At 46.5% G+C, this 26486-nt stretch carries 24 protein-coding genes and 1 riboswitch; of the genes, 13 read left to right on the top strand and 11 right to left on the bottom strand.

Features of this window, described 5'->3' with window-relative positions:
• Nucleotides 1-288 precede the first annotated feature (288 nt).
• Both P4S59_RS02005 and P4S59_RS02000 read left to right on the top strand, forming a co-directional pair.
• Nucleotides 289-2868, top strand: a complete 2580-nt coding sequence (locus P4S59_RS02005) for a TRAP transporter permease (RefSeq protein WP_053809458.1) — start codon at nt 289-291, stop codon at nt 2866-2868.
• 44 nt (nt 2869-2912) lie between these two features.
• Nucleotides 2913-3350: a universal stress protein gene (locus P4S59_RS02000; RefSeq protein ID WP_005392306.1), complete on the top strand. Its 438-nt coding sequence runs from the start codon at nt 2913-2915 to the stop codon at nt 3348-3350.
• Nucleotides 3351-3413: 63 nt separating this feature from the next.
• On the opposite strand, the gene P4S59_RS01995 is transcribed toward P4S59_RS02000, so the two are convergent.
• Nucleotides 3414-4490 (bottom strand): alkene reductase, encoded by a 1077-nt coding sequence (locus P4S59_RS01995; RefSeq protein WP_337167925.1) that lies wholly within the window; start codon nt 4488-4490, stop codon nt 3414-3416.
• Nucleotides 4491-4582: 92 nt separating this feature from the next.
• On the opposite strand from P4S59_RS01995, the gene P4S59_RS01990 reads away from it, so the two are divergent.
• Nucleotides 4583-5530, top strand: coding sequence for a LysR family transcriptional regulator (locus tag P4S59_RS01990; RefSeq protein WP_272164854.1), 948 nt, complete (start codon nt 4583-4585; stop codon nt 5528-5530).
• 18 nt (nt 5531-5548) lie between these two features.
• Here the strand turns inward: P4S59_RS01990 and thiQ are convergent, their stop codons facing one another.
• The 5 genes from thiQ to mpl all read right to left on the bottom strand — a co-directional run bounded on the left by thiQ (nt 5549) and on the right by mpl (nt 11117).
• Nucleotides 5549-6253, bottom strand: coding sequence for a thiamine ABC transporter ATP-binding protein (gene thiQ, locus P4S59_RS01985; RefSeq protein WP_337167924.1), 705 nt, complete (start codon nt 6251-6253; stop codon nt 5549-5551).
• The gene (gene thiP / locus P4S59_RS01980; RefSeq protein ID WP_079882924.1) at nt 6253-7839 is read right to left on the bottom strand and encodes a thiamine/thiamine pyrophosphate ABC transporter permease ThiP; all 1587 of its coding nucleotides are present in this window, start codon (nt 7837-7839) and stop codon (nt 6253-6255) included. The genes thiQ and thiP overlap by 1 nt, the downstream gene beginning before the upstream one ends.
• 41 nt (nt 7840-7880) lie before the next feature.
• Entirely contained in the window at nt 7881-8873 is a 993-nt protein-coding gene (thiB, locus tag P4S59_RS01975; protein ID WP_337167923.1) for a thiamine ABC transporter substrate binding subunit, read from the bottom strand.
• 71 nt (nt 8874-8944) lie between these two features.
• Nucleotides 8945-9081: riboswitch (TPP riboswitch) on the bottom strand.
• A gap of 37 nt (nt 9082-9118) precedes the next feature.
• Nucleotides 9119-9754, bottom strand: a complete 636-nt coding sequence (locus P4S59_RS01970; protein ID WP_046874042.1) for a flavin prenyltransferase UbiX — start codon at nt 9752-9754, stop codon at nt 9119-9121.
• Nucleotides 9755-9758: 4 nt separating this feature from the next.
• Nucleotides 9759-11117 carry a UDP-N-acetylmuramate:L-alanyl-gamma-D-glutamyl-meso-diaminopimelate ligase gene (gene mpl, locus P4S59_RS01965; protein ID WP_268979684.1) on the bottom strand — a complete coding sequence of 453 codons (1359 nt, stop codon included), beginning with the start codon at nt 11115-11117 and terminating at the stop codon, nt 9759-9761.
• A 312-nt stretch (nt 11118-11429) separates the two neighbouring features.
• On the opposite strand from mpl, the gene fbp reads away from it, so the two are divergent.
• The gene (fbp, locus tag P4S59_RS01960; protein WP_005392321.1) at nt 11430-12446 is read left to right on the top strand and encodes a class 1 fructose-bisphosphatase; all 1017 of its coding nucleotides are present in this window, start codon (nt 11430-11432) and stop codon (nt 12444-12446) included.
• A gap of 127 nt (nt 12447-12573) precedes the next feature.
• Entirely contained in the window at nt 12574-13104 is a 531-nt protein-coding gene (gene ppa / locus P4S59_RS01955; protein WP_012841160.1) for an inorganic diphosphatase, read from the top strand.
• A gap of 74 nt (nt 13105-13178) precedes the next feature.
• Here ppa and P4S59_RS01950 read toward each other — a convergent pair whose 3' ends face one another.
• Genes P4S59_RS01950 through tamA form a run of 4 tightly spaced genes read right to left on the bottom strand, consistent with a single transcriptional unit; the run spans nt 13179 to nt 19433 of the window.
• Complete coding sequence (locus tag P4S59_RS01950) at nt 13179-13541, bottom strand: DUF2799 domain-containing protein (RefSeq protein ID WP_337167922.1); 363 nt, start codon at nt 13539-13541, stop codon at nt 13179-13181.
• 49 nt (nt 13542-13590) lie between these two features.
• The gene (locus tag P4S59_RS01945; protein ID WP_012841162.1) at nt 13591-13938 is read right to left on the bottom strand and encodes a gamma-glutamylcyclotransferase family protein; all 348 of its coding nucleotides are present in this window, start codon (nt 13936-13938) and stop codon (nt 13591-13593) included.
• Nucleotides 13939-13983: 45 nt separating this feature from the next.
• Entirely contained in the window at nt 13984-17748 is a 3765-nt protein-coding gene (gene tamB / locus P4S59_RS01940) for an autotransporter assembly complex protein TamB (protein WP_337167921.1), read from the bottom strand.
• A complete protein-coding gene (gene tamA, locus P4S59_RS01935) occupies nt 17745-19433 on the bottom strand; it encodes an autotransporter assembly complex protein TamA (RefSeq protein WP_337168628.1) in 1689 nt (562 codons plus the stop codon). The genes tamB and tamA overlap by 4 nt, the downstream gene beginning before the upstream one ends.
• 190 nt (nt 19434-19623) lie before the next feature.
• On the opposite strand from tamA, the gene msrA reads away from it, so the two are divergent.
• Nucleotides 19624-20262 carry a peptide-methionine (S)-S-oxide reductase MsrA gene (gene msrA, locus P4S59_RS01930; RefSeq protein WP_005392333.1) on the top strand — a complete coding sequence of 213 codons (639 nt, stop codon included), beginning with the start codon at nt 19624-19626 and terminating at the stop codon, nt 20260-20262.
• Between the two features lie 86 nt (nt 20263-20348).
• On the opposite strand, the gene P4S59_RS01925 is transcribed toward msrA, so the two are convergent.
• Nucleotides 20349-20549: a DUF1107 domain-containing protein gene (locus P4S59_RS01925; RefSeq protein WP_012841164.1), complete on the bottom strand. Its 201-nt coding sequence runs from the start codon at nt 20547-20549 to the stop codon at nt 20349-20351.
• A 214-nt stretch (nt 20550-20763) separates the two neighbouring features.
• Between P4S59_RS01925 and P4S59_RS01920 the strand changes: the two genes are divergently transcribed.
• From P4S59_RS01920 to P4S59_RS01890, 7 genes are all read left to right on the top strand, one after another.
• Nucleotides 20764-21315 carry a YtfJ family protein gene (locus P4S59_RS01920; protein WP_074191995.1) on the top strand — a complete coding sequence of 184 codons (552 nt, stop codon included), beginning with the start codon at nt 20764-20766 and terminating at the stop codon, nt 21313-21315.
• A 236-nt stretch (nt 21316-21551) separates the two neighbouring features.
• Complete coding sequence (locus tag P4S59_RS01915) at nt 21552-21851, top strand: DUF2607 family protein (RefSeq protein WP_005392338.1); 300 nt, start codon at nt 21552-21554, stop codon at nt 21849-21851.
• Between the two features lie 134 nt (nt 21852-21985).
• Nucleotides 21986-22651, top strand: coding sequence for a zinc uptake protein ZrgA (gene zrgA, locus P4S59_RS01910; protein WP_152812838.1), 666 nt, complete (start codon nt 21986-21988; stop codon nt 22649-22651).
• Between the two features lie 52 nt (nt 22652-22703).
• Nucleotides 22704-23432 carry an ABC transporter ATP-binding protein gene (locus P4S59_RS01905; RefSeq protein ID WP_337167920.1) on the top strand — a complete coding sequence of 243 codons (729 nt, stop codon included), beginning with the start codon at nt 22704-22706 and terminating at the stop codon, nt 23430-23432.
• Nucleotides 23429-24688 carry an ABC transporter permease gene (locus tag P4S59_RS01900; protein ID WP_337167919.1) on the top strand — a complete coding sequence of 420 codons (1260 nt, stop codon included), beginning with the start codon at nt 23429-23431 and terminating at the stop codon, nt 24686-24688. The genes P4S59_RS01905 and P4S59_RS01900 overlap by 4 nt, the downstream gene beginning before the upstream one ends.
• A 4-nt stretch (nt 24689-24692) precedes the next feature.
• A complete protein-coding gene (locus tag P4S59_RS01895; RefSeq protein ID WP_337167918.1) occupies nt 24693-25187 on the top strand; it encodes a DUF3299 domain-containing protein in 495 nt (164 codons plus the stop codon).
• Between the two features lie 321 nt (nt 25188-25508).
• Nucleotides 25509-26414, top strand: a complete 906-nt coding sequence (locus P4S59_RS01890) for a TIGR03899 family protein (protein WP_006742971.1) — start codon at nt 25509-25511, stop codon at nt 26412-26414.
• The last annotated feature ends 72 nt before the right edge of the window (nt 26415-26486 follow it).

Below are 26486 nucleotides of genomic sequence, written 5' to 3'. Positions count from 1 at the left end.
AGACTCCAAACTCACAGGCAGGAAAAGATGGTTTTCTGCCTGTTTGAGCATGCAGGTTGTAGCACGTGCTAACTGCATGCTTCATTCGCCAGTTTTCTTCCGAAAATTGCGAGTTCATACCCAAGAAAAACTTAAACGCCGCCTAGCAGAGTCTCCAAAATTCAACACTTTGAGTTCAGGCAGCAAAATACTCGAAAGCAAACTTCGCTCCATTCGCTACACTGATAAAGGCGAAGTGTGGTTCTCGATAAAAATCCGACAGGACCATCAATAATAAGGAAAAAGTACATGGCGACGAATCAAGCTCCGTCACAAGATGTGCAAGAAATGGTGGCTCAGGCAGACACAGGTGCACGTAGCCCCTCGGGAATGCAAGGACGAATCCTTTGGTTTGTTCCTCTGTGTTGGTCACTATTTCAATTATGGTACGCATCTCCGCTACCATTTATTTTTAATTTCGGCGTACTGAACGACACGGAAGCGCGATCAATCCACCTCACTTTCGCGATCTTCTTGGCTTTCACTGCTTACCCAGCGATGAAAAATTCCCCTCGCGATCATATCCCTCTTGTCGATTGGATATTGGCGCTAGCAGGTAGTTTTTCTGCGGCATATATTTACCTTTTTTATACCGAGCTAGCTGGACGTTCCGGTGCACCAACAACGGCAGATATCGTCGTTGCTGTCATCGGTATGGTTCTCCTTTTAGAGGCAACACGCCGAGCGCTCGGTCCACCACTGATGGTGGTTGCTGCTGTCTTCCTTACTTACACCTTTGCTGGCCCTTATATGCCCGATGTCATCGCGCATAAAGGAGCGAGCTTAAACAAGGCCATGTCTCACTTATGGCTAACAACGGAAGGTGTATTCGGTGTCGCATTAGGCGTTTCAACCTCTTTTGTGTTCTTGTTTGTATTGTTTGGCGCCATGCTGGAACGCGCTGGCGCAGGTGCTTACTTCATTAAAGTCGCCTTTTCTTTACTGGGTCATATGAAAGGTGGTCCTGCAAAAGCGGCCGTTGTTGCATCTGGTTTATCCGGGCTTGTTTCTGGCTCTTCAATCGCAAACGTGGTAACCACTGGTACCTTTACCATTCCATTGATGAAACGTGTCGGTTTTCCGGGCACCAAAGCGGGAGCCGTTGAAGTTGCTGCCTCAACCAATGGTCAGTTAACGCCACCAATCATGGGCGCGGCGGCATTCTTGATGGTGGAATATGTCGGTATCTCATACGTTGAGGTGATTAAGGCTGCCCTACTTCCGGCACTTATCTCTTACATCGCTTTGATTTACATCGTTCACCTTGAGGCGTGTAAAGCGGGTATGACAGGTCTTCCTCGTCGCCACAACCCAACGTTAGTGCAAAGTTTGCTTTCCTTTACTGGCACAATCTTAGGACTGTGTGTGATCAGCGCATTGGTTTACTACGGAGTGGGTTGGACGAAAGATGTCTTTGGTGATGCCGCGACGCCAATTGTTACGGTTGCCCTGTTAATTGCGTACGTTGGCTTGGTGAAGATCTCAGCAAATCACGTGCAAGATGGCGCAATTGAGATTGATGCAGAGTTAACAGAAGTACCAGATCCTGGCCCAACGGTTAAATCTGGTTTGCACTATCTACTGCCTATCGTTGTATTGGTTTGGTGTCTGACTGTAGAGCGCTTCTCGCCAGGTCTTTCAGCATTCTGGGCAACGGTGTTCATGATTTTCATTTTGCTGACTCAGCGTCCATTGATTGCTCTGTTATCAAGGCAAGGTGACATGATGCAGCAAACCAAAGATGGCTTCGTCGATCTGGCTGAGAGCTTGGTTGCTGGCGCTCGCAACATGATTGGTATCGGCGTTGCAACGGCAGCGGCAGGTACCGTAGTTGGGGTCGTCACCCTAACGGGTATCGGCCTGGTCATGACGGACTTCGTTGAGTTTATCTCTGGCGGTAGCATCATTCTTATGCTGCTGTTTACCGCAATAATCAGCTTGGTTCTTGGGATGGGGCTACCGACAACGGCGAACTACATCGTAGTATCTACGTTGATGGCACCGGTTATTGTCACGCTAGGTGCAGCACATGGCTTGATCATCCCACTCATTGCGGTGCACTTGTTCGTTTTCTACTTTGGTATTTTGGCCGACGACACCCCACCCGTAGGTCTTGCGGCATTTGCGGCGGCTGCGATTGCTAAATCAGACCCAATTCGTACAGGTATCCAAGGCTTTACTTACGATATTCGAACCGCCATTTTGCCATTCATGTTTGTGTTCAATACCCAGCTACTGTTGATGGGGATAGACTCTTGGTGGCATTTAGCACTCACTGTCATCTCATCGATCATTGCGATGCTGATCTTCTCCGCCGCAACACAAGGATGGTGGTTCACGCGTAACAAGTGGTGGGAAACCGTTCTATTATTAGTACTGACATTTTCGTTTTTCCGTCCTGGTTTTTGGTGGGACATGCTGTATCCAGCGAAAGTTCTTTCTCCTGGCGTTGAGGTAGCTCAAATCACGGAAACGCTAAATGTAGGAGAATCATTGGAGCTACGTGTTGCCGGCGAAAACCTTGAGGGCGACTACATCGAGAAAACGGTTCGTCTTCCATTCGAAGACAGTGCGACAACAGCGGAAGCACGCATTTCGTCTATGGGTCTGATGCTGACCGAAAGCGACAACAAAATGATTGTCGATATGGTCGAGTTTGGTAGCCCGGCAGAGTCTGCAGGTATCGACTTTGATTGGGAGATCAAGTGGGTTATCCAAGATGCAGAACGTCCGATGAAAGAATGGGTATTTGTGCCATGCTTAATGATTTTGCTGGTGCTTGCCATGAACCAAAAACGTCGTGCTCGTAAGGAACAATTGAGCGCATAACCGATTTGGCCCCGAGGACAAGGGGCCTTAGTGAGAGACATTGAATGTACAAACAAATTCTTGTTCCGGTTGATCTAAATGACCAAGGCTTTTCAGACCGAGCGGTTGAACTAGCGGTTTGGCAGGCAAAGCAAGCGAATGCGCAAATCCACCTTCTAACAGTACTACCTGGTATTCACATGTCGATGGTTGCTACATACTTCCCAAAAGATGCAGCAGCCAAAATGAAGCAAGACGTGAAGCAGCAATTAAAAGCTTTTGCCAATAAGCATATTGCTGAAGATGTGGTGTACCAAGTGCATGTTGCTGAGGGCAAAGCCTACGCGACGATTCTTGATTATGCAGAGCGCTTGGGCGCTGATCTCATCATTATGCCAAGTCACAAGCGTTCTAAAATCAATAAAGTAATGCTTGGCTCTGTCGCAAGTAAGGTCGTGGAATATTCTCCAATCAATGTGATGGTCGTGAAACCGCAAGGTTAAACAACTAAAGAAACGAAAAAGGACGCTAACATTAGCGTCCTTTTTATATTGAACAAGTAAGGATTATGCCATTACTGGGTAATCGGTATAACCTTCTGCTCCACCTAAATAAAAGTGCTCAGGTTTTGCCTCATTAAGAGGTGCATTTTTCTTAAATCGCTCAACTAAATCAGGGTTGGCGATAAATGGAACGCCAAATGCGACCACATCAACTTGATTTTCTGCAATTGCCGTTGTCGCTTCTTGTACACTGTAGCCCACGTTGGCCATTAGGTAACCTTGATAGTTTTCGCGTGCTGGCTTGAGAACATTTGCTTTTTGTACGCCCTTTAGATCCGCACGCATCACGTGCCAATAAGCAAGATCGAAAGCATTAAGTTGCTTAGCTAAGTAACGAACCAAGCCAACCGGATCGCTGTCTTTCATGTCATTAAATCCATTTAATGGTGATGTGCGCAGCCCTACTCTTCCAGGTCCCCATACCTCGACCACTTCTTTAACTATCTCAAGTAAAAAACGGGCACGATTTTCGACTGAGCCACCGTATTCATCAGTACGTAAATTCGATCCATCACGAAGAAAGTTATCGATAAGATAACCATTGGCGCCATGTATCTCCACACCATCAAAGCCTGCTCTCTTAGCGTTTTTCGCACCTTGCTTAAACGCTGCCACAATGGAAGCTATCTCATCCACTTCGAGTGCTCGTGGTACCGTATATGCTTGCTTACCTGAAGGGGTATGAACTAACTCATCACGAATGGCTAGTGCGCTCGCTGCAACAGGCGTTTTCCCGTCATTCAGTTCAGGATGACAAGCGCGTCCCGCATGCCAAATTTGCAATACGATCTTACCGCCTCTTTCATGAACCGCATCCGTTACCTTTTTCCAAGCTGCAATTTGTTCTTCGTTATAAATGCCCGGTTCTGCCATAAAAGCAGACGTTCCTTCCATCACCATGGTGCATTCAGCAATGATAAGTCCAGCACTCGCGCGTTGAGCATAGTACTCAACCATAAGGTCATTCGGGATATGATCTGCGCTGGCACGAGCGCGCGTTAAAGGGGCCATAATGGCACGGTTATCTAATGCTAATTGACCCAGTTCGATAGGAGAAAATAAGTCTACAGAGTTGGACATGTTGTTTACCTCAAATGACAATAACTTGATGGCTAAGGATGAAGAGCCAGACTATAATCAGATCAATATTGAAACAATATGGATAATTGAAAGTGATTGTTCGAAATTTAGAAACAATTGACTTTAGGACGCTCTCTATCTTTGTCACAAGCTGTCGACTACTGAGCTTAACCAAGTGCGCGCTGGAGTTAAACCTACCAAAATCTACTGTTAGTAAAGCCATCACCAAACTCGAACAACACTTTGAAGCCAAGCTCCTAGAGCGCACGACCCGAAAGTTGGTGATTACCGAAGCTGGTCAAATGGTTTTAGAGCGTGCTGCAAGCTTAGTTGAGGAATTTCACTCGATTGGTCAAGACGTTCAGGAAATGGAACAGCAGATCCAAGGTCGGCTTCGCATTGCTGCGCCACCAGCCTTGGACGCGTATATGGCTGAGCACATCTTTTTACCATTTTTAAAACAATGGCCAAAAGTACAAATTGCGTTAGAAGCATCGAACGATTTTGTTGATCTGTTTTCACACGGTTTTGATATGGCAATTCGAGTCGGCCAGATCGTCGATGATCGACTGATTGCTAAAAAATTGGGCTACACCACCCGAGTATTGGCCGCCAGTCCTGAGTATTTAGCTGAGTGCGGTGTACCTGAGACTCCAGAAGATCTGACAACACACAACTGTTTGAGATACCAGTATGTTTCAGAGATAGGCCCTTGGACGTTGATTTCGCAGGACAGCACCGTCAACGTCTCGGTAAGCAGTAACTTCTCTAGCACCACCGTAGAAGCGGTATTAAAAGGCGCGCTCAAAGGATTGGGAATCGCTAACTTACCTATGCAAAACATGACGCAAGAGCTGGAAAATGGCTCCTTAGTCAGAGTCTTACCTCAATGGCACACGGTACCAATGCCTATTTATTTAGTCTATCGTCCTGGCGCAAACCGAACGCGACGAGTACAAGCGATGATTGACCATATCATGAGCCTAAGATCTCAGTTTGAATTTGGTCCTCGACATGGTTTGTGTTGCGGTGAAGCATAATCCCGCCACCATTGAGCATTAGCGTGCGGCTCGGATAAATGCCGCAAGCTTCTCACTAGCATGCAGTTCACTCAATGCAGACATACTATCCGCTGCTTCCACTTTGCCATCAGCCACAAACACAAAGTGGCTGGCAATGGCTTTGGCATCGCTTAAATGGTGCGTGACCATCAATACGGTTATTCCCCGCTCTGCCGCCAGTTTTTTTACCAAGCTCAGCATCTCTTCACGTAAAACCGGATCAAGCGCCGAGAAAGGCTCATCCAACAGCCACATGGGATGATGCTGAACAAAACAACGTGCTAAGGCAACACGTTGACGCTGCCCACCAGAAAGGTGCTCAGGCAAACGGTCGAGGTACTCAGCTACACCAACCTGCTGCGCGGCTTGTTCAACCTGACGCTTTTGTTCTACCGTGAGCTTTAGCCCTGGGTGTAAACCTAAGCCAATGTTGTCACGCACCGACAAGTGAGAAAACAAGTTATGCTCTTGGAATAACATGGAGAAAGGACGCTGATAAGGCTCTTTGTGCACAATCGACTCACGATCAACCCGAATGTCACCTTGGTCAGGATGGATAAACCCAGCCACCAACGCCAGCAAAGTCGATTTTCCAGCCCCACTTGGTCCCATCAGCGACACTATCTGACCTTGCTCAATCGTTAAGTCAAAACGAAACAGCTCACGTTGGTAGGTGTACTGCACATCATCCAACACTAACATTACGCTCTCTCCTTCGTTTTCAATACTTTCTCAATCAAGGCAAAACAGCCCACACTCAACAACAACAAGGTCACCGATACCACCGCAGCCGCGTCCATCTGATAGCTGCCAAGCAGCTGGAATAAATACAGAGGTAAAGTGCGGAACTCTTGTCCGCCAAACAACGCGATAGCACTTAAATCGCCAATCGCAAACATAAAGCTGATCGCAAACGCATGTGCGAATGGCTTGCGCAGAGCCTGCCACTCCACCACTTTAAAGCGTTGCCAGCCACGCATGCCTAAGCTGGCACACACATACTGGTACTGTTGCTCGATGTGCAGCATTGGCTGTGCCAGCGTTTTGATCACGTAAGGCAAAGCCATCAAACCATTTACCAAAATCACAACAAAAAACGCCAAGCTAAAAACATCGGTAAATGATCGCAACAGCAAGAATAATCCGGTGCTAATCACCAAACCAGGCGTCACCAAAATAATGGTTCCGATTAGCTCAATCTGATCGGCTCGCGTGTTTTTGTACTGCAAACGCCAACGACGGCTGGTCAACAATATGGACACGCCCGCAGCGACCGCAAGCGCACTGGCTAACCCGGCAACTTTGAGTGAGTTAGATAACGCAGACCAAAAACGTTCATCGGTTAACACCGTCCAAACTTGTTGGTTGATGCCACTCAGTAACACCATCAATAACGGTGGTATCACCAGTAAAAAAGCACCTATGATCCAAAAGCTATCCCAAGCTTTTGACCACCCATGATCCTTCGTTAAATATTGCTGTACCGATGTGCTGCCAGCACTGATAGAAACAGGCTTTGTTAACTTCTGCACTCCAATGGCAAGCAGTCCACATAACAGCATCTGCCACAGCGCCAATAACGCCCCAGCTTGTAAATCAAAATCAAACTTAATCGCTTGGTAAATGGCCAATTCAATGGTGGTGGATTTTGGCCCGCCCCCCAACGCCATTACAGTGGCAAAACTAGTGAAGCACAACATAAATACCAAGCCACAAACGTGGGGAAGTTGCTGCCTTAAACGCGGCCATTCCACCCAACGAAACTTATTCCAATGGTTCATACCTAAATGCGCACACAGCTTATGTTGCTCGGCAGGAATAGATTCTAATGCTTGCAACAGCAAGCGCGCAGCATAAGGTAAATTAAAGAACACATGGGCGAGTAAAATGCCGTTCAAACCGTAAATAGAAAATGGCAGTTTGCTATCGAAACTCTGTAGCCACTGCGCTAACAAACCGCTGTTGCCATAAATCGCTAATAGCCCGAAAACACCAACCAAAACAGGCAAAACTAGCGTCGATGCAAACAGCTTAAGCAGTAATGATTTACCAATAAATTGGCGACGCGAAAGCGCGTGCGCAACTGGAATGGCCAAGCCAACACTGAGCAATGTGGAAAGAAAAGCTTGGTAAAAGCTGAACTTGGTGACATGTTGATAATACGGATCGTCCCATACCACAGACACATCAAGTGAAGGGGCTTGAACAATCAAAGCACCTAGGGCAGAAACAACAAAGGTCGCGATGATCATCGCGACCCCTAAACCTATTTTTGGAACAGAATTCAAAGGTAAAACCTATCTCATTCAGATGAGGGGTGGAACGTCAGCTAAAACGTCAGTGCGCTTTGCCATTCGCGAATCCAAGACTTACGCATTTTTGCCACTTCATCAGCACTAAAGCTCAACGACTTGTTTGGAACGCTCAAGGTTTCAAAACCTTTAGGTAACTCAACGTCTGTAACAGGGTACATCCAGTTACCCGCTGGCATCGCTGACTGGAACTCATCACTTAAAATGAAATTCATAAATTGATCAGCAAGTTCTGAATTTTTTGCCCCTTTCACTTTAGCGGCGACTTCAACTTGCATGTAGTGACCTTCAGCAAAATTCGCCGTCGCAAACTTTGAATCGTTTTCCGCAATTAAGTGGTACGCAGGTGACGTAGTGTAAGAAAGCACTAAGTCCGACTCGCCGTTAAGGAACATGGAATACGCTTCTGACCAACCTTTCGTGACCGTTACGGTTTTGCTCGCTAGCTTCTGCCACGCTTGCGTCACATCGTCGCCATAGATGGATTTCATCCACAGCATCAAGCCTTGGCCCGGCGTTGACGTACGCGGATCTTGATAAATCACTTTCAAATCGTCGCGCGTTTCCACCAGCTCTTTCATGCTTTTCGGCGGATTAGCCAGTTTCTCTGTGTTGTACACAAACGCGAAGTAGCCGTAATCGTACGGTACAAACGTCGTGTCGCTCCAACCATTTGGTAACACTGTGTTAGCCGTATCCACATTGTGCTCGGTAAGCAGACCGGTTTTCTTCGCTTCTGCCATCAGATTGTTATCCAAACCTAACACGATGTCGGCTTTGCTATTACCGCCTTCAAGACGAAGACGATTCAGGATCGACACACCATCGTCCAACGCCACGAAGTTAACGTCACAGCCACATTTTGCTTCAAAAGCTTGCTCGATTTTAGGACCTGGTCCCCAATCTGCGGCAAAAGAATCGTAGGTATAAATAGTTAATGGGTTTTCAGCAGCAAACGCTGAAGTTGAAGTAATTGCAGCTAAGGCAATCAGACTTGAAGTGGTTTTCACTGCTCGCTCTCCATGAGTATTTCAGAGAAATAAGTTGAGCGGCACAGGGTTGAGGCGGCTATTAAGGACTTCCAATATCCAGACTCAATTCCTACGCCAGCATTATCTGGTTCAGGTAATACGGGTCCCTAGTAAAGCACTTAGGTCTCAGCGCCCAAATGCATTGATTGACTCAATGCTAAATGGGTTTGCTCCCCGATGAGTTGGATGGATTGTAAAGGTATTTGAGTGGTTACACAATCAGCTCACGAACGCTGGTCATAACCCCAACGAGGCACTAAACCTTGCTCAATACCTAAGTGGTCGAGAATTCTCGCCACCATAAAATCCACTAAGTCTTCAATGCTCTTTGGCTGATGGTAGAAACCCGGAGCCGCTGGCATGATGGTGACGCCCATTTGCGATAGCTTGTGCATGTTCTCCAGATGCAGCGTTGAAAATGGCGTTTCGCGAACGACGAGCAACAACTGCCCACGCTCTTTCATCACCACGTCAGCGGCGCGCTCAATCAAGTTATCCGACATACCATGCGCAATCGCCGCAACACTTCCCGCAGAACATGGGCAAACCACCATTTGCTTTGGTGCCGCAGAGCCAGATGCTACCGGTGAGAACCAGTCATCTTTACCACAAACGGTGATGTTATCGGGATTGCAGTTCAGGTGCTCTACCAACGCTTGCTTTGCGGCTTCTGGCCCACTTGGCAGCTTAAGGTTGTGTTCGGTTGCCATCACGACACGAGCCGCCGAAGAGATCAGAACGTAGACATGATAATCCGCCGCGACCAAACATTCTAAAAGACGAAGGCCATAAGGCGCACCAGATGCTCCAGTTAACGCTAAAGTGATGGCTTTTTCTGCTTGCTGCTGTTTGTTTTGCATAAAATCAGGCTTTTTGTTTAAGTTGCTCGAGGATCTTGCCGTGAATACCGCCAAAGCCACCATTACTCATCACGAGAATTTGGTCACCTGGCTGCGCACGTTCAACGATTTTCGCTACAAAGTTATCGATGTTAGCGTCAAAAAAAGCAGGTTGCTGACATTGTTCCGCGATATCTTGCACCGACCATTCGATGTTGTCTGGTTGGAATAAGAACACTTCATCTGCGCTGTGTAGCGAATCCGCGAGTGTGTTTTTGTGCACGCCGCGCTTCATAGTGGCAGAACGAGGTTCCAACACGGCAAGAATGCGTTTTTCGCCTACCTTGTTACGCAAACCACCGACGGTGAGTTCAATTGCCGTCGGATGATGCGCAAAATCATCGTAAACCGTCACACCTTGCACTTCACCTTTTAACTCAAGACGGCGCTTGGTGTTAATGAAACGGCCCAGAGCCTGACACGCAAGCTCCGGCGTTACGCCAACGTGTCGCGCCGCGGCAATCGCCATTAACGCATTATCAACGTTATGATCACCCACCAAATCCCATTCGACGGTACCGACCTTCTCGCCTTGTAGAGCAACTTCAAACTTTGAGCCATCGACCACTAATTTGTGCGCTTGCCAGTCGCCATCAACACCTGAAAACTGCTTTTCTGTCCAGCAACCACGCTCTAATACATCCGCCAAAGCTTGGTCTTGCTTCGGAGCTAAGATTAAGCCATTGCCGGGAACCGTTCGCACTAAATGATGGAATTGGCGCTTGATCGCCTCTAGATCATCGAAAATGTCAGCATGATCAAACTCAAGGTTGTTCATGATTAAGGTTCGAGGATGGTAGTGCACAAACTTAGAACGCTTATCGAAAAAAGCACTGTCATATTCGTCCGCTTCAACGACAAAAAACATGCTTTCGCCCAAACGAGCAGAGACTCCAAAGTTACCAAGTACTCCACCAACTAGGAAACCAGGTTGATAACCGCAGTCTTCGAGTATCCAAGCCAGCATGCTCGACGTAGTCGTTTTACCGTGTGTACCCGATACCGCCAATACCCAGCGATCGTGCAGCAAAAACTCGTTGAGCCACTGCGGACCAGAGGTGTAGCGCATGTTGGTATTGAGCACATGTTCAACACATGGGTTACCACGGCTCATGGCATTACCAATCACCACAAGGTCTGGTTGAGGGTCGAGTTGAGACGGGTCGAAGCCTTCAATAATTTCAATACCTTGAGACTCAAGCAACGTGCTCATCGGTGGGTAAACGTTGGCATCAGAACCAGTGACTTTATGCCCTAATTGGCGAGCTAAAATCGCAGCGCCGCCCATAAATGTGCCACAGATACCCAAGATATGAATGTGCATAAACTAAACCTTGTAATGCGTTCTTTAATGCTTTCATTATCGCGATCACAACCAGAAAAGCGAGAGACTTTAGCCTTCTTCTTGCAGTCCCTTTCACAAATATGACAAGGTTGAACACAGACTGTACAACCTCTTGCTTACTGATGAATCCCTCAAACAAGTCTACAAATAAATTGAGATCTCAAACAGTTACTTCATTACCATTAAAAAGATCTGCGACTTAAACTTACATCCAGCGCAATCGTTTAACATCCATAAAGAGATGCTCACTTGCGCACTACCCCCAATGAAATGAAAATGTAAGGATTAACCATGTCAGGACTGCGCACCCTAGGCGAGTTCATTGTCGAAAAACAAGCGGATTTCCCCCACGCTAGCGGTGATCTATCATCCCTTTTAGCCTCCATTCGTTTAGCTGCAAAAATCGTTAACCGCGAAATCAACGCAGCGGGTCTCGGTGATATCACTGGTGCTGTAGGCACGGAAAATGTCCAAGGTGAAGACCAGCAAAAGCTCGATGTTTACGCAAACGATAAGTTCAAAGCCGCGCTTGAAGCTCGTGACCAAGTGTGTGGCGTTGCCAGTGAGGAAGAAGACGAAGCGGTTGCTTTCAACAAAGAGCTCAACCAAAACGCCAAATATGTGGTACTGATGGACCCACTTGATGGTTCTTCTAACATCGATGTGAACGTCTCTGTCGGTACTATCTTCTCTATTTATCGCCGTGTTTCACCTATTGGCACACCAGCGACAGAAGAAGATTTCCTTCAGCCTGGTCATAAGCAAGTTGCCGCTGGTTACGTAATTTACGGTTCATCAACCATGTTGGTTTACACCACGGGTAACGGCGTAAACGGCTTTACTTACGACCCATCTATCGGCAGCTTCTGCCTTTCTCATGAAAACATGATGATCCCAGAAGAAGGTAAGATTTATTCGATCAACGAAGGTAACTACATTCGCTTCCCTCAAGGGGTGAAGAAGTACATCAAGTACTGCCAAGAGAATGTGCCAGAAGACGGTCGTCCATACACTTCTCGCTACATTGGCTCATTGGTTGCTGATTTCCACCGCAACTTACTGAAAGGTGGTATCTACCTTTACCCTAGTACGCAAAGCCATCCACAGGGCAAACTGCGTCTACTTTATGAATGTAACCCAATGGCGTTCTTAATTGAGCAAGCGGGCGGTATTGCATCAGACGGCGTCAATCGCATCATGGATATCAAACCAACCGAATTGCACCAACGTGTGCCTTTCTTTGTTGGTTCTAAGAACATGGTTCGCAAAGTTGAAGAGTTCCTTGAACTGCACCGCGACGAAGAATAATTTCAGACCTTTGTCCAACGCGGCAGGTGTTTACCTGCCGCGTTTTTGTCGCTAAAGTGAAACGCGAATTTATCATCAGATGAAGCCGCTTCTGTGTGACTCATCGTTAATGAAAAGGAATATTCTAATGAGCTTAAACCATGTGCCAGCAGGCAAGTCACTGCCTGAAGATATCTATGTCGTGATCGAAATTCCTGCAAATGCAGATCCAATCAAGTACGAAGTAGATAAAGACTCTGGTGCGGTATTTGTTGACCGTTTCATGTCTGCACCGATGTTCTACCCATGTAACTATGGCTACGTGAACAATACGCTGTCTCTTGATGGCGACCCAGTCGACGTACTGGTACCAACACCATACCCACTCATGCCAGGTTCAGTGATTCGCTGCCGTCCTGTTGGCGTTTTGAAGATGACGGATGAGTCAGGTGAAGACGCAAAAGTGTTTGCGGTTCCACACACCAAAATCTCGAAAGAGTACGATCACATCCAAGATGTGGACGATATCCCAGAACTACTGAAAGCGCAGATCACGCAATTCTTTGAGCGTTACAAAGAGCTTGAAGCAGGTAAATGGGTGAAAGTGGATGGTTGGGCAGATGTTGCTGCCGCTAAAGCTGAGATCCTAGAATCTTACGAGCGCGCTCAGAAAAAATAAGCATCACGGCTGATACAAAATTAAAAAGAGCTGCTTTAGGGCAGCTCTTTTGCTTTTCATCTTGTGTAAGTCAACTAGATAGGCGCGCCTGCAGAAGACATTCGGCCAGCGTCATAGTCATGCTGAAAGAAAGGGTCTAGGTCATCACAAATACCAAAATACGGACGCCCGATAACACCAAGCATATACGCGCTTTGTTCACAATACTCTTGCTTCCCTTGCTGATAACCCGTTTGATAGGCCATGATCAGTTCAGGCGTAGCATGATTAGTACCATCCAGTGCAGCGATATGATCTTCAGATAAAACTCTTAATCCATCTAAGGCAGACTGCTTACCAAACGCTTGCCAGTCGGTAACATTACTCGAGGTCGGCAGGGTTGTTTGCGCGCATGCGGCAAGAATCAACGCCATTGATCCAATTACGAATACCTTCATCATGACTCCTTAGTGACCAGCTCGTCGCTATTGATAATGTCAGTATAGCTCACACCTTTTGACACCAATCTCCGGAAGCGATTTCTTCGGTCAGTTGTTCGGTATCTTGATACAAGTAGATCCAAGCTTGGCCAAACGGCGTGACGATACTCTCTCGACGATACTCTACTGGCACATCTTCCAACTTATCTAGCTCGGATAAGGTTTCATCATCAATCAGATACACTTCACCTTGTATCGAGCGCTGCCCGACAGACAACGCGGGATAAGGACCTAAGTCATAAAGTGCGAACTGAGCATCCGTTTCATGCTGACCAAGAAACTGGGCTGAGCTCAGAAAGTGATGATTACACTCTCCTTTACGCAAGGTCCCATACACAAAAACTAAATGCTGCATAACCACTCCTTAGTCATGAACTTTATGTACGCAGACGAACAAGCTCTAATCGAACTCAAATTGATAGAGTAGGTCAACCGCACTATCTACACCAGAAACCGCCTCTAAATACAGATCTTGCATCAATCGATAACGCACTGTGAACTCGCCTAGTGAGTTAAAGATGCCGACGCCGTATTTCACCTGTAATCCCGGCAGAATGTAACCACTGACGGTCACTTGAGAATCATCGCCCGAACCCGCCGTATCCAATTGTAAATCTTGAACCCCAAAGGCTTCGCCGATTTCACCAACCACGCGTCCACTCTTTGCCAAACTTAGGCCGATCAACGTGGTCGTCATAGCATTGCCTCCCGCTTCGCCATCAATGTCTTGACCGCGAAGTAGGTAAGAGAGCGCATTCGCTTGAGGCATCGCTGGCTCAGAGAATATCTCCACATTTGGATCCGATGCTGGTCCTGTTACACGCACACCAGCAATCACGTCATCTTGGGTATTATCTGGATTTCGAATCGCCTTAATAGAAACGTACGGCTGATCTGCCGGGCCATTCATTAAGATCTTACCCTCTTCAATCACCAAATCCTGACCAAAAGAACGGTAAGAACCGTCGACGATATTAACCTCACCAACGATGAACGGACCTTTATCTTTCTGTGTCACATTGAGGTTACCTTTCAGACCACCTTTCAAGCCAAAGGCGGCCAGTTGGAAGTCATCACCGATCTTAATGTTGATATCCGTTTCAACATCAAATGGCATTGGCTCGATATCACTCACAGGCTGTAAGTTCTGGTCCAAAATCACGGTGTCGCTTGAAACACCAACCGCACTTGGTGGCAGCTCTTCAACCACTACTCGTCCCCAAGGCAGATTAATATTACCTTCGACCTTAGCAAGCTGCGGTGTGACATCAATAGTCATGTCCGGCTCAACTTTGATTTTTACCATTGGTGGAAGATCCACCTGAAGCTCTTTCGCAAATACGCGCGCTTTGGTATGCCAATTTTGTAGATCCTGCCAATCGGCCTCACCGGTCACTTCCAACTCACCATCTGGCGTCATGATACCCGCATCAAGATCCGCTTGGTGACCTTTAAAGTTGATCGCGACCTGACCGGAGTTAATGTCTATCGGCGTGACTTCACCTTGTAGCTTCATTTGATCAATCAAGAACTGACCGTTGACTTTAGGGTGCATAACATCACCAGATATCGCCAAATCAGTATTCATATTCGCTTTGAATAGGCTGTACTCACCTATCAACGGCGCTAAGAAATCCAGATGGAATGTCGATAGCGAGACCTTACCGTCAATCTCAGGCTGCTCAGACGTTACATCGACCAAAGAAACCTGACCAGATAAGTCACCGTTGTCTCTCACATCAAATAACCACTCAGCATCTAACTTGTCTTTTGCCAGCGCCGCTTTAAAGCTAAAGCTTTCCCAACCAAGTGTTATCGGCTGCTCTAGTGCTTGCTCTACTTGACCTTTAGGCATATCAACGTTCACCGTGACTTCCGGCTTCATCTCTGGTGCCCATTTTGCTGTTGCTTGCGCGTTGACCGACCCTTGTAATTTCGTCTCTGGCGGCAGGAACTGCTTGATTTGTTCAAAGTCAAAGTCGTTCACGGCTAACTTGGCTTCGCCACTTTGACCAACACTAATATCTTCGGTCAAACAAACACTCGAATTGGCTTGTAGCCAACAATGTGCTTGAACATCAGCGAGTTGTTTATCGATGTTGACTTTAACCGCCGTCGATTTCTGCAACGCCCACGGTCCCTGCGGCGTGCTCAAAGTAAGACGACGCAATGCACCATCCCAGATCATTTGCGGCTTCTGTATGAATGAGCCTTCAATTTCTAAGCTGGTTGATACAATGTCAGACACCACATCTAGCGTCAGTTGGTGCAGTTTTTCATCCCCAGAAACTTCAAGGTCTGCACTATCAACTTTAATGTCGTCGTAGGTAATGTTGTTAGCAATGAGGCTTAAGTTAGCTTTCGGTGCTGGCAGAGGCGTCACATCTCCCTTCAAGGTTATGTTTTCAACGTTCGCTTGCTGCTGCCAGTTCACTTGATTTAGCGCTAGGTCTAATTTGATGTCAGGCTCTTTCAAGCTACCACGCAGCGCCACATTGCCCTGCATCTTACCCGCTAGATCCGGAACACTTTTCGCAAAATCGGGGAAGTTAACCTCAACATCCATTAATATCTGCTTATCAATCTTACCCTTGGCACTCAATTGGTTAGGGCCATGAGAAAGCGCTAAACCTTGCGTGGTAAGCTGAATGTCTTCACCTTTACCATTCTTATCAGACGCTTCCAGTTGGCCTTCCACATTCAGCGGATAACCGCGCAAAATGCCATCGATATCTAACTTAGGTAAACTGACTTGCCAACCGCCTTGTTCTGTTAAAGAACCTGAAGTCGAGAGGCTGCCACTGATATCGCCTTCCGCTTCTTCCCATTGAAGCCCTGGTTGAATATGTTGCAAATTAAGGTCAGCTTGCCAGTTGATTGGCGCAGCCCAATTCGCCATCACCTGACCGGATAGCTCACCGCCCAATGTTTTGACTACCAGGCTTTCAAGATCGATTTGCTCTAATGTGCCTTTGCCGTTTAGTGCAACATCTACAGCAGGAATATCTTTACCCGAAGCTTGTGTTTCTAGTGCCACAGCGTATCCGTCCAGGGAACCTTTTGCAGATAAACTTGGTACCGATACTTGATAATCACTTTGACCGATTAACGGCCATTGTGCTTGTACATTTTTGATTGCAACATCAAAGGGTAACTGCGCTTTCAGGGGCTGAAGTTCACCTTTGATCTCCGCTTCGACTAGTTCAGATAAGGTCGCAGTGAGAAAAAGGTCTCCCACCGAACCAGCAGCTGACAGCGACAGCTTTTGCCCTTTCGCATCCGCTTGCTTCACCAGCGCATCGAGCTGAGCTTTGAGAGGATAGTCAGCAGAAAGCGTTACTTGCGTGCTTAACTTACCTTCCACTTCAGGCATATCGAGCTCTAATGTTTTCACATCAACACGGTCGCCCCCCGCTTTCGCTACAACACCAAGGTGGTGAACGATCACCGGCTTCTCACCTGCAAGCTTGAAGTTATGAATATCGAGGCGTCGTGCTTCCACTGTGAGTGGAATCCACACCTCAGGTAACACAATATCTTGCGGCGGAGCGTCAGCGTCTTTCGGCTCGTCTGTGGCCGCTTCAGGTTCAGCTTCACTTGGAGCCAATGCAACATTGATGTCTTTTAATGCCGTCGGCGCAATCACTAAACGGTCGCCTTGCATAGAAAGCCCGGTAGAGAAATCTTGCCAGTCAATTTGGTTGCCTAAAATGTTTAAGTTAATGTCATCAAAACTGACCTTATTAACAAAAATAGGGACTGGTGTACTTACTGTACGTAATGGTGGTGTCTCCTCTGGCTCTTCGCCTGCCGGAGGGAGCTCTGGCATCTGAAAGTTAACACCTTGCAGGGTTAGCTCATCGACACAGACTTTAGGATCAAAGAAACAACGGAAGTTAACCGCTAACGCTAGACGATCGACTTTTGCGTCGATGTTCAAAGATTCGTCGACAAAACTGACGTTCTGTAGCTCAAAACGAGGAAATAATGAGCCCTGAACTTTCTCTATCTGTAGTTGCGGTAAAGCCTTTTCTGCTCCCCACAACGCGAGCTTAAGACCAGGGTGAGTAAATAGCACTGTCGCAACAAAAATGATGAGCAACAGCAATAGACCAATCAAACTTAGCGACAGCCATTTGGTCCACTTAAACATCATTTTGATCATAACTCAGGCCCCAATGAGAAGTGGATGCGGAACTCTCTTTCTGGTTTTTCATCCAGTCCCCACGCAAAATCAAAGCTAACCGGTCCAACCGGAGACGCCCAACGGATACCCACACCAGCACCCGATTTCCATTCAGGTGTTTCGTTAAATGCATCACCAATATCGTAGAAGGTGGCTGCCCACCAGTTTCCATACACGCGATATTGATATTCTAATGTGCTGCTAACGATGTATTTACCACCCGTCAAGGCGCCACTTTCATCCACAGGTGAAATAGACTCATATCCATAACCACGAATGTTGTTATCACCACCAGCGAAGAAACGCAGAGAAGGCGAAAGCTTTTCAAATTCGTCAGTGATGTTCGCACCACCTTCTAAACGGAACAAACCACGATGATTATCACCGATCCCGCGGATCCAAGATGAACGCCCTAATAGGCGCAATACTCGCGTTTCTGACAGCAAAGCAGGATCACCATATTCTATCGTTACACTTTGCTTATCCCCCCACATTGGCATGTTGCCACCACGGACACGAGTTCGTGAAAAAGTGGCTCCGGGTAACACAAATTGCACCCCATCATCTTGCAGACCTTGAGAGAAGTTTTCGTACAAGTGACGAACATAAATGGTTTTATGCCAGCCGCCATCAGTTAGCCAATGTCGTTCAACTGCCAGGTTGGATTCCAAACTCTCCGTATCTCGGTTATCAAGGTGCTTTAAACCAAATTGCAGTTGGTAGTATTCACGCAACACATCATCAAGCGGGATTTTGTATCCTGCCGTGATCGTCTGTTCTGGCTTTGATAGTGATAACGCCGTATTAAAGCTGTGACCACGTGAACTAACCCATGGTTTTTTCCATTTTAACGTGCCACGCACACCAGTATCGGTCGAGTAACCAAGGCCGGTTTCTATTTGGTTTTTTGACGCTGGCGCGAGCGAGACCTTAATTGGCAATTCGCGTCCCTCATCCAATTTACTTAAATCAGGCTCAACAAAAACCGATGAAAACCAATCGGTATTAGACAGGTTTTGGTTGTACTCTCCCACTTGCGAAACCAAGTAAGGTTCACCAATTTCAAAAGGTCGCATTGATTCAACACGGTTTTCCCAAATCTGACTACCAGTAATGTTAATCGGACCAAAGTGATAACGAATACCACTGTCATAATGCAAACGCACGTTCGCTTCATTGAAGTCAGGAATCACTTCAAGTTTGCTGAGCTTGTAATCACCATTGAAATAACCACGCTGCAACGCCAAGTTACGAATACCCGATTTCAGGCTATCGTATTCGCCTTGATTCAATACTTTGCCGACTTTAAGCGGTGAACGTTCAATAAGTTTGGCGAACTCTTCATCGTCTTTTGCTTCACCTGTGATCACCACATCCATGACTTTCACTTTCACAGGTAAACCCGGCTTGATGCTGACGATCAACTCATCATTCCCTTCCGGAATAGAGTATGAAATTTTTGCATGATAATACCCAAGCGCATTGAGAGCTTCAGTGATACTTTGATCTAATCTCGCTTGAAAGCGCAGAGAAGTGGAGTAGTCCTTCGCTGGAATGGACGACAGGTACGCACTGACATTCTCTTCTAAAGCGCCATCGATGCCTTTTAAAGTCAAAGAAACATCGGCATAGGCACCATGAGAAAAGGCAAACAGGCCAACAATGGTGAGGAGAGCTTTTTTATCATGCTTTTTTGGCTGAATGAGGTTAAGTAAACGTAAATAATGATAACGCCAATTAAAGTCTAAGTCTGTAATATTAATAGGTTTAACGCGGTCTATGTCATCACAGCATCAGATACAGACGAAATGAAAAAGTTCGCAAATTTAAGACACGTATTGAAGGACAAATACCATGCTCAACAAACAAACATTGATCAGTATAGAAGATGCCTTGCCAGGTAGAGATCAACCGATGCAGGTTGAAGATCATCATTTTGTAAACAAATCTAACTTAAAGGCACCATTGGAGCCGCATCAACAACAAATTCTGCTGGGAATGGGCTGCTTTTGGGGTGCTGAGCGCGTATTTTGGCAACTGGATGGGGTTATCTCCACTTCGGTTGGCTACGCCGGTGGATATACACCCAATCCTACTTATGAAGAGGTGTGTACGGGTAAAACAGGCCATACAGAGGTAGTACGAGTCGTCTTCGATGAACGCGTGATTTCCTTAGAAAAACTACTGGCCGTTTTTTGGGAGAAACATGACCCAACTCAGGGGATGCGTCAAGGTAACGATTTGGGCACACAATACCGTTCGGCTATTTACACTTATTCCGCGAAGCAGCAAGAGAGCGCAGAAAAATCGAAGCTCTTGTATCAACAAGCACTGCAAGAGGAACTACGCGCGAATATCACCACTGAGATACAGCCAGCAGGCCCGTATTATTTTGCCGAAACTTACCACCAGCAATACCTGGCTAAAAACCCTGACGGTTACTGCGGTATCGGTGGTACAGGTGTTTGCTTTCCACCCAGCTTACAAAGTTAGTTCCTACGACTAACTCAAACCAAAAAGAGCGACCGAATAGGTCGCTCTTTTTTGAAATCGAAAACTAAATTCAAGCCAACGGGCTCTTAAACAGACAGCGAAGCAATCACTTGGTTGACTTCTTTAAAGATGGTGAGTCTTTTCTGATCGTTGACGTCAGGGAGCAAAACTTTGCCATTGTCGAACTGAAAACATCCAACCCCAGCAATAAAGAATTGACCTTTGAACAACGTTTTAACGAAACGTGCCACTTGTAATGGTCGGTATACAGCAAACTCACGTAGCATAACTCACCTCAATTCCTTTGAGAAAACACGGATTGCTTATTTATCCTCTGCAATCTTGATGCGCAATCTGCGACGAGGTTCATTTTAGCAAATTCTAAATATAACGCAATATTACACCACCCCATACGTTAAATAAATGTTATCAACAGTTCTACAAATTTCCTAGATCTGGATATATACTGGAAAACTTCCAACTCGTACGGAATATAACAATATGAAAACTAAGACTCTCCTACCTCTACTATTGGCTATAACGCCAAGCTTTGCGTTTGCACACAACCTATCTGTCGGTGAGACCGTTCCTTCTGCCAAGGTCGCGGCTTATGGCGAGATTGTTTTGCAAGGTGAGGGCGTGGCATACCAACCATGGGCAACCCAGCATATGCAGGGTAAGGTTCGTGTTATTCAAGCAATCGCAGGTCGTAGCAGTTCAAAAGAAATGAACGCCCCTTTGATGTCAGCAATAACCGCCGCGCAATTCCCGCAAGAAAGCTACCAAACAACTACGATCATTAACCAAGATGATGCAATCTGGGGGACAGGTTCGTTCGTGAAATCTTCAGCCCAAGACAGCAAAAAAGAGTTTCCTTGGTCATCTATGGTTCTGGATGAAAATGGCGTAGTCGCCAACACTTGGGCTCTTAAAGAAGAAAGCTCTGCCATTATTGTTCAAGACAAAACAGGCAAAGTGCTGTTTGTAAAAGAAGGCGCACTTGAGCAAGATGAAATTGCAAAGGTGATCGAGCTAATTAAACAGAACATCTAGTCTCGTTGCTTGGCTCCTTAATATCCGTAGTACGCAGTATAAGGAGCCATGCGACCAAACTTAAAGCTTGAGATTTCTGTTGCCCCTAGTTTAACGCTCAGTGATTCCACCAAGGAGACTGTCTCAGATTCGGCGACATCGCATGCGTTGACGTAAATTTTCCCACTAGCCAACAAAAGAGTGAACTTTTACTCATTATGGGTGTTATATTATAACAGTCGGTAAGAGGAGCTCAGATGTACCACCACCAGCAAAAGATACGGAAGCATTGGCATCGCACTGTTTTGTTTTTCAGTGTCGCGTTGCTGATCGCTTGGAACTTTGCGGTAATCCTTCATCAAGTTGATCTGACTCCCGAACACCACACACACCATCATTGCCAGCTATTTTCTGGGGTTCAGCACGGCATAGCCAAAGCTCAACCGACCCTATCGACGCCAACATTTACGCGCATCCAATACCATGATGTCTTTCAGCGCCTTGTTAATAGTGAAGACATTCGTGGTGCAGCTCGTGCCCCGCCTTATTTTGCTTAATTTCCAAACTATTCCACACTCAACATAATTTGTGCGTATTCCTGCACCTAACGTGTCAGCGAATCGCACCTTAGTAAATAAAAATCTGATCCGGTATTGCTCGGGTTAGTGCCAGCAAAATTAGGAAACACAAAATGTCATCGAAACATGTTTTAGCGCTTGTCATTGGTCTCTCTTTATCGACAGCAGCAAATGCGGACGAATACCGCCAGCACGGTGCTCATGTGCATGGTCACGTCGAATTTAATATCGCCCAAGATGGAAAGGATCTGCTAGTGGAGATTACTGCTCCCGGTGCCGATGTGGTCGGTTTCGAGCATGCTCCAGAAAATGAACTGCAAGAGCAAGCACTTAAACAAGCCATTGCCACCCTAGAAGACAGCAACACACTGTTTGCTATTAACGCGCAAGCCAATTGTGATATTGAAGAAGCTTACGTAAACCATAACCTCAGCAACCCTCATGAAGACCATGATCATAGCGAGCACGACCATGATGACCATGCAAATCACGATCATGAAGGGCACGAACACCATGATCACCACAATGAACATCATGATGAACATGAGCACCATGACGGTCACGATGCTCACCATGAGGAGCATGAAAATGGCGGACATGGTGAGTTTTCGGTGCAATATCGCTTCAGCTGTGACCAAGTTAACCAACTCAGTCATATTCAAACCGACTGGTTTAATCAATTTCCAACGACTGAGTCAATCAACGTCAATATATTCACTGACACCATGCAATCAGCCATCAAACTGAGCAAAGATAACTCCCAAATCGTAATCAAATAACACGAGTGGCGTGTAAGTACACACTTACACGCCAATGCTTTGGTGATTTAGTATGACTGAAATCATGTCAAATGTTGTTGAGCTAAATAATGCCCAGTTTGTCTGGCCCGGTTCAACACACGCAACCATTCATATTCCACAGTTACATATTGCCCAAGGTGAGCACGTATTTATCAAAGGTCCCAGTGGCTGCGGTAAATCTACGCTGCTTGCCCTACTAACTGGCATCAACACGTTAACATCTGGCTCTCTATCCGTACTGAACACTGACCTTGTTAGTTTAAGTGCAAGTCAAAGAGACAAATTTCGCGCCGAGCACATTGGCTATATCTTTCAGCAGTTCAATTTATTGCCTTATTTAAACGTACTTGAAAACGTACTACTGCCTTGCCAATTCAGTCAAACACGACGTGGCCGCGCGCTTTCAAGAACGTCATCTCAAACGTTAGAAGAGCAAGCTCAAGCTCTGCTTGAAAGACTCCACCTACCCAGCGAGCTTCATGCGCGTCCGGTATCGGAACTGAGCATTGGCCAACAACAACGTGTTGCGGCTGCACGAGCACTCATTGGGTATCCGGGGTTAGTGATTGCTGACGAGCCAACCTCCGCTTTAGACCATGATAACCGTAAAGCGTTTATTGAACTCCTGATGGAGCAAACGAATCAAGCCAACGCTACGCTGATCTTCGTCAGTCACGATCCAACGCTTGAGCCCTTATTTGACCGCACACTTAACCTACCAGATATTAACCAAGCATCTAACCTAGGAGCCGCATCATGAGCGCTGTTGCAAAGCTCGCGTGGAAGAGCTTAATCAATCGTAAGGCGACGGCAATATTAACCATCATGACAGTCGCGATTTCTGTCGTACTCCTTTTAGGAGTAGAACGCATTCGTACTCAGGCAAAAGATAGCTTCGCCAATACAATTTCAGGCACCGACCTCATCATTGGTGGCCGTTCTGGACAAGTGAACTTGCTGCTCTACTCTGTATTTCGCATTGGCAATGCCACCAACAACATTGACTGGAAGAGCTACCAAGAGTTTGCCAATCATCGAGCAGTAGATTGGGCGATTCCAATCTCACTTGGCGACTCGCACAAAGGGTTCCGAGTCATGGGAACCAACCACAGCTATTTTGAACACTATAAATTCGGAAGTAAGCAATCACTAACCTTTTCAGAAGGCCTAGAATTCAATGGTTTATTTGAAACCGTGCTCGGTTCTGATGTCGCAAAACAGCTGGGTTATCACGTCGGTAGTGAAATCATCATTGCCCACGGCATTAGTGATGTAGGCTTTAGCCGACATGACAACCTGCCATTCAAAGTTGTCGGGATTCTTGCGCCCACTGGCACGCCAGTCGACAAAACCGTCCATGTCTCGCTAGAAGCCATCGAAGCCATCCACGTCGGATGGGAAAGCGGTGCACGTTTAGGCCCAACACCCAAGGCACAAGACCTCAAAAGCAGAGACTTTCAGCCCAAGCAAATTACCGCGATGCTGGTCGGTTTGAAATCTCGTATTCAGACTTTCGCCCTACAAAGGCAAATCAACACTTATCCCAAAGAACCGCTTAGCGCGATTATGCCCGGGGTTGCGTTGCATGAATTGTGGGGAATGATGTCTGTTGCCGAGCAAGCCTTAATGGCAGTGTCTGGCTTTGTGGTGATTGCAGGATTACTCGGCATGCTAAGCAGCTTATTAACCAGCTTGCAGGAGCGCCGCCGTGAAATGGCGATTTTGCGCGCTATGGGAGCAAGACCTCGTCATGTTTTCTCATTGTTGATCAGCGAAGCCAGTCTACTTACTGCTGCCGGAATCGTGACCGGAGTGGCAGGGCTGTATGCCATTCTCGCCATCGTGCAACCCATCATTCAACAGCATTATGGAATACATCTGACTTTAAGCCTCTTATCGCCCTATGAATGGATGTTATTAGGTTTCGTACAATGCGCTGGAATTGTAATTGGTTTCATCCCGGCTTTTCGCGCCTACCGACAGTCACTAAGTGACGGAATGACAATAAGGATTTAATAAAATGTGGAGAAAAATACTCGCAAGTTGCTTGCTGATCGTCTCATTTATAACACCAGTACTCGCAAGCGAGGAGCCATTAACGCTCGACTGGATTGATCTAGTACCTGAGAAAGAACGCAAACTGTTCGACAGTGTGGGCATGCCAGCTTCTGATCACAGTGGCGGCGCAGCGCAACAGTCTAAAATTGGTAACGTTCGACCAGAGCTAAATGGAAGCCAAGTTAAAATCCCAGGCTTTGTCATCCCGCTTGAAGGTGACGCGAATACCGTCACCGAGTTTTTGTTGGTGCCATACTTTGGAGCTTGTATCCACGTACCACCACCGCCACCAAACCAAATCATTTACGTGAAGTTTCCCAAAGGCGCACCCGTTCAAGAACTGTGGGATGTCATATATGTGGTTGGGGAGTTGAAGACCGAGACGATAAGCCACGAGCTGGCTGAAACGGCTTACGTTATTGAGGGATCGAAAATAGAAGCCTACGACGATATGTAGTTAAGTCGTTGACATGCATCGGTACACCTAAGGCGTCACATCGGCGCCTTTTTTAGTTCTGTGTTACACGATATAACGAGACAAATACGCTAATACGCCAACATAAATAACCAAAAGAAACGCTATCGACAGGTGCTTTTTTAATTTACCTGCTTCTGAGAACTTCATTGTCCCTCCAAAATAACGATAACAATTTTAACAACTCATTATCATTTTGGATAGCCCTATTCGTTCAAAAACTGAGAACTCCTATCTGGTCGCCTGGTTAGATAAGGTGTAAATTTAAACAAGCGAACAGCGCAGTTCTTGGTAGGAAAATTAATGGCAGAACCGACAAAGCAACCTGTTGTCATCGAACATCAGTCAAACGCACAAAAAAATACGCAACAAGAAAAGAAGCAGGGCTACATCAAAGACAGTGCCAGCAAGGTAAAAACCATTGCCCAAATACACGGTCTTGATGCCTTACTGCAAACCGATCCACCGGCCAAATCCGCGCTTGAAAGAGCCCAACTGCGTGAACAGAGACGCCAAGAACAGCGACAAAAAAACCTAGAGCAGATTTTAAAGCTAGCACACAGTTCATGCCGAGATGAAACTGCCGGAGAGCCCGACCAAGACTGGTTGTATCGTTTTTTTGAAATGGCTCAAGACATCCATAACAGCGCGATGCAAAAGTTATGGGCTCAAGTGATGAAGCGTGAAGTGACAAACCCAGGCTCGACGTCTATGAAAGCGCTCAAAGTCCTCAAAGATATGTCACCAAAAGAAGCACAAACTCTGCAAAGAGCCGCCTCTCTGGCGTGCAGTTTTGGAGGGGATCACAGTCGCAAGCTGTTAATTGGTTATAAAGCGCAAGGAGGAATATTTAGCTTCGGCAAACGAGACATCGCCAACAGCTTAAACATGGGAAGTTTTCAGCTGCCCTATTCAAGTTTGTTGCTGTTGATTGAACTAGGGTTACTGCATAGTACCGAGCTTGAATCTGGCGAAATTGGTATCGAGACGCCATTGATCCTCACCTACCAAGGTAAAAACTTGTCGCTGAACGTGAACAGCAAAGGCGTCCGTCTTTTATATTACCGCTTCACGCCAACAGGCAATGAACTCTGTACCTTGCTCGGTAACAAACCACATGCCGACTACTACGACCAAATGCTTGCGCTTTTAAATCATAGATTTAGTGTCCATAGTGACGCGAAAAGTACGGTTCATCATACCGTGTAGGCAGTTCGAGAAGCATTTGACCACCCATGATCTAAATGCTTCTTAAGCCGCTCAAAGAGCTTAAGGTCACTA

Origin of the sequence: Vibrio sp. M60_M70, from assembly GCF_037162085.1 — a bacterium.
Lineage (GTDB): Bacteria > Pseudomonadota > Gammaproteobacteria > Enterobacterales > Vibrionaceae > Vibrio > Vibrio diabolicus.
The sequence above is the reverse complement of the archived record's forward strand: the minus strand, read 5'-3'. Positions and strand labels throughout refer to the sequence as shown.

What these genes read in the sequence shown, in the direction of transcription:
- P4S59_RS02005 (WP_053809458.1), top strand. Translation starts at nt 289, where the DNA reads ATGGCGACGAATCAAGCTCCGTCACAAGATGTGCAAGAAATGGTGGCT.
- P4S59_RS02000 (WP_005392306.1), top strand. Translation starts at nt 2,913, where the DNA reads ATGTACAAACAAATTCTTGTTCCGGTTGATCTAAATGACCAAGGCTTT.
- P4S59_RS01995 (WP_337167925.1), bottom strand. Translation starts at nt 4,490, where the DNA reads ATGTCCAACTCTGTAGACTTATTTTCTCCTATCGAACTGGGTCAATTA.
- thiQ (WP_337167924.1), bottom strand. Translation starts at nt 6,253, where the DNA reads ATGTTAGTGTTGGATGATGTGCAGTACACCTACCAACGTGAGCTGTTT.
- P4S59_RS01970 (WP_046874042.1), bottom strand. Translation starts at nt 9,754, where the DNA reads ATGCAAAACAAACAGCAGCAAGCAGAAAAAGCCATCACTTTAGCGTTA.
- mpl (WP_268979684.1), bottom strand. Translation starts at nt 11,117, where the DNA reads ATGCACATTCATATCTTGGGTATCTGTGGCACATTTATGGGCGGCGCT.
- fbp (WP_005392321.1), top strand. Translation starts at nt 11,430, where the DNA reads ATGTCAGGACTGCGCACCCTAGGCGAGTTCATTGTCGAAAAACAAGCG.
- ppa (WP_012841160.1), top strand. Translation starts at nt 12,574, where the DNA reads ATGAGCTTAAACCATGTGCCAGCAGGCAAGTCACTGCCTGAAGATATC.
- P4S59_RS01950 (WP_337167922.1), bottom strand. Translation starts at nt 13,541, where the DNA reads ATGAAGGTATTCGTAATTGGATCAATGGCGTTGATTCTTGCCGCATGC.
- P4S59_RS01945 (WP_012841162.1), bottom strand. Translation starts at nt 13,938, where the DNA reads ATGCAGCATTTAGTTTTTGTGTATGGGACCTTGCGTAAAGGAGAGTGT.
- tamB (WP_337167921.1), bottom strand. Translation starts at nt 17,748, where the DNA reads ATGATCAAAATGATGTTTAAGTGGACCAAATGGCTGTCGCTAAGTTTG.
- msrA (WP_005392333.1), top strand. Translation starts at nt 19,624, where the DNA reads ATGCTCAACAAACAAACATTGATCAGTATAGAAGATGCCTTGCCAGGT.
- P4S59_RS01925 (WP_012841164.1), bottom strand. Translation starts at nt 20,549, where the DNA reads ATGCTACGTGAGTTTGCTGTATACCGACCATTACAAGTGGCACGTTTC.
- P4S59_RS01920 (WP_074191995.1), top strand. Translation starts at nt 20,764, where the DNA reads ATGAAAACTAAGACTCTCCTACCTCTACTATTGGCTATAACGCCAAGC.
- P4S59_RS01915 (WP_005392338.1), top strand. Translation starts at nt 21,552, where the DNA reads ATGTACCACCACCAGCAAAAGATACGGAAGCATTGGCATCGCACTGTT.
- zrgA (WP_152812838.1), top strand. Translation starts at nt 21,986, where the DNA reads ATGTCATCGAAACATGTTTTAGCGCTTGTCATTGGTCTCTCTTTATCG.
- P4S59_RS01905 (WP_337167920.1), top strand. Translation starts at nt 22,704, where the DNA reads ATGACTGAAATCATGTCAAATGTTGTTGAGCTAAATAATGCCCAGTTT.
- P4S59_RS01900 (WP_337167919.1), top strand. Translation starts at nt 23,429, where the DNA reads ATGAGCGCTGTTGCAAAGCTCGCGTGGAAGAGCTTAATCAATCGTAAG.
- P4S59_RS01895 (WP_337167918.1), top strand. Translation starts at nt 24,693, where the DNA reads ATGTGGAGAAAAATACTCGCAAGTTGCTTGCTGATCGTCTCATTTATA.
- P4S59_RS01890 (WP_006742971.1), top strand. Translation starts at nt 25,509, where the DNA reads ATGGCAGAACCGACAAAGCAACCTGTTGTCATCGAACATCAGTCAAAC.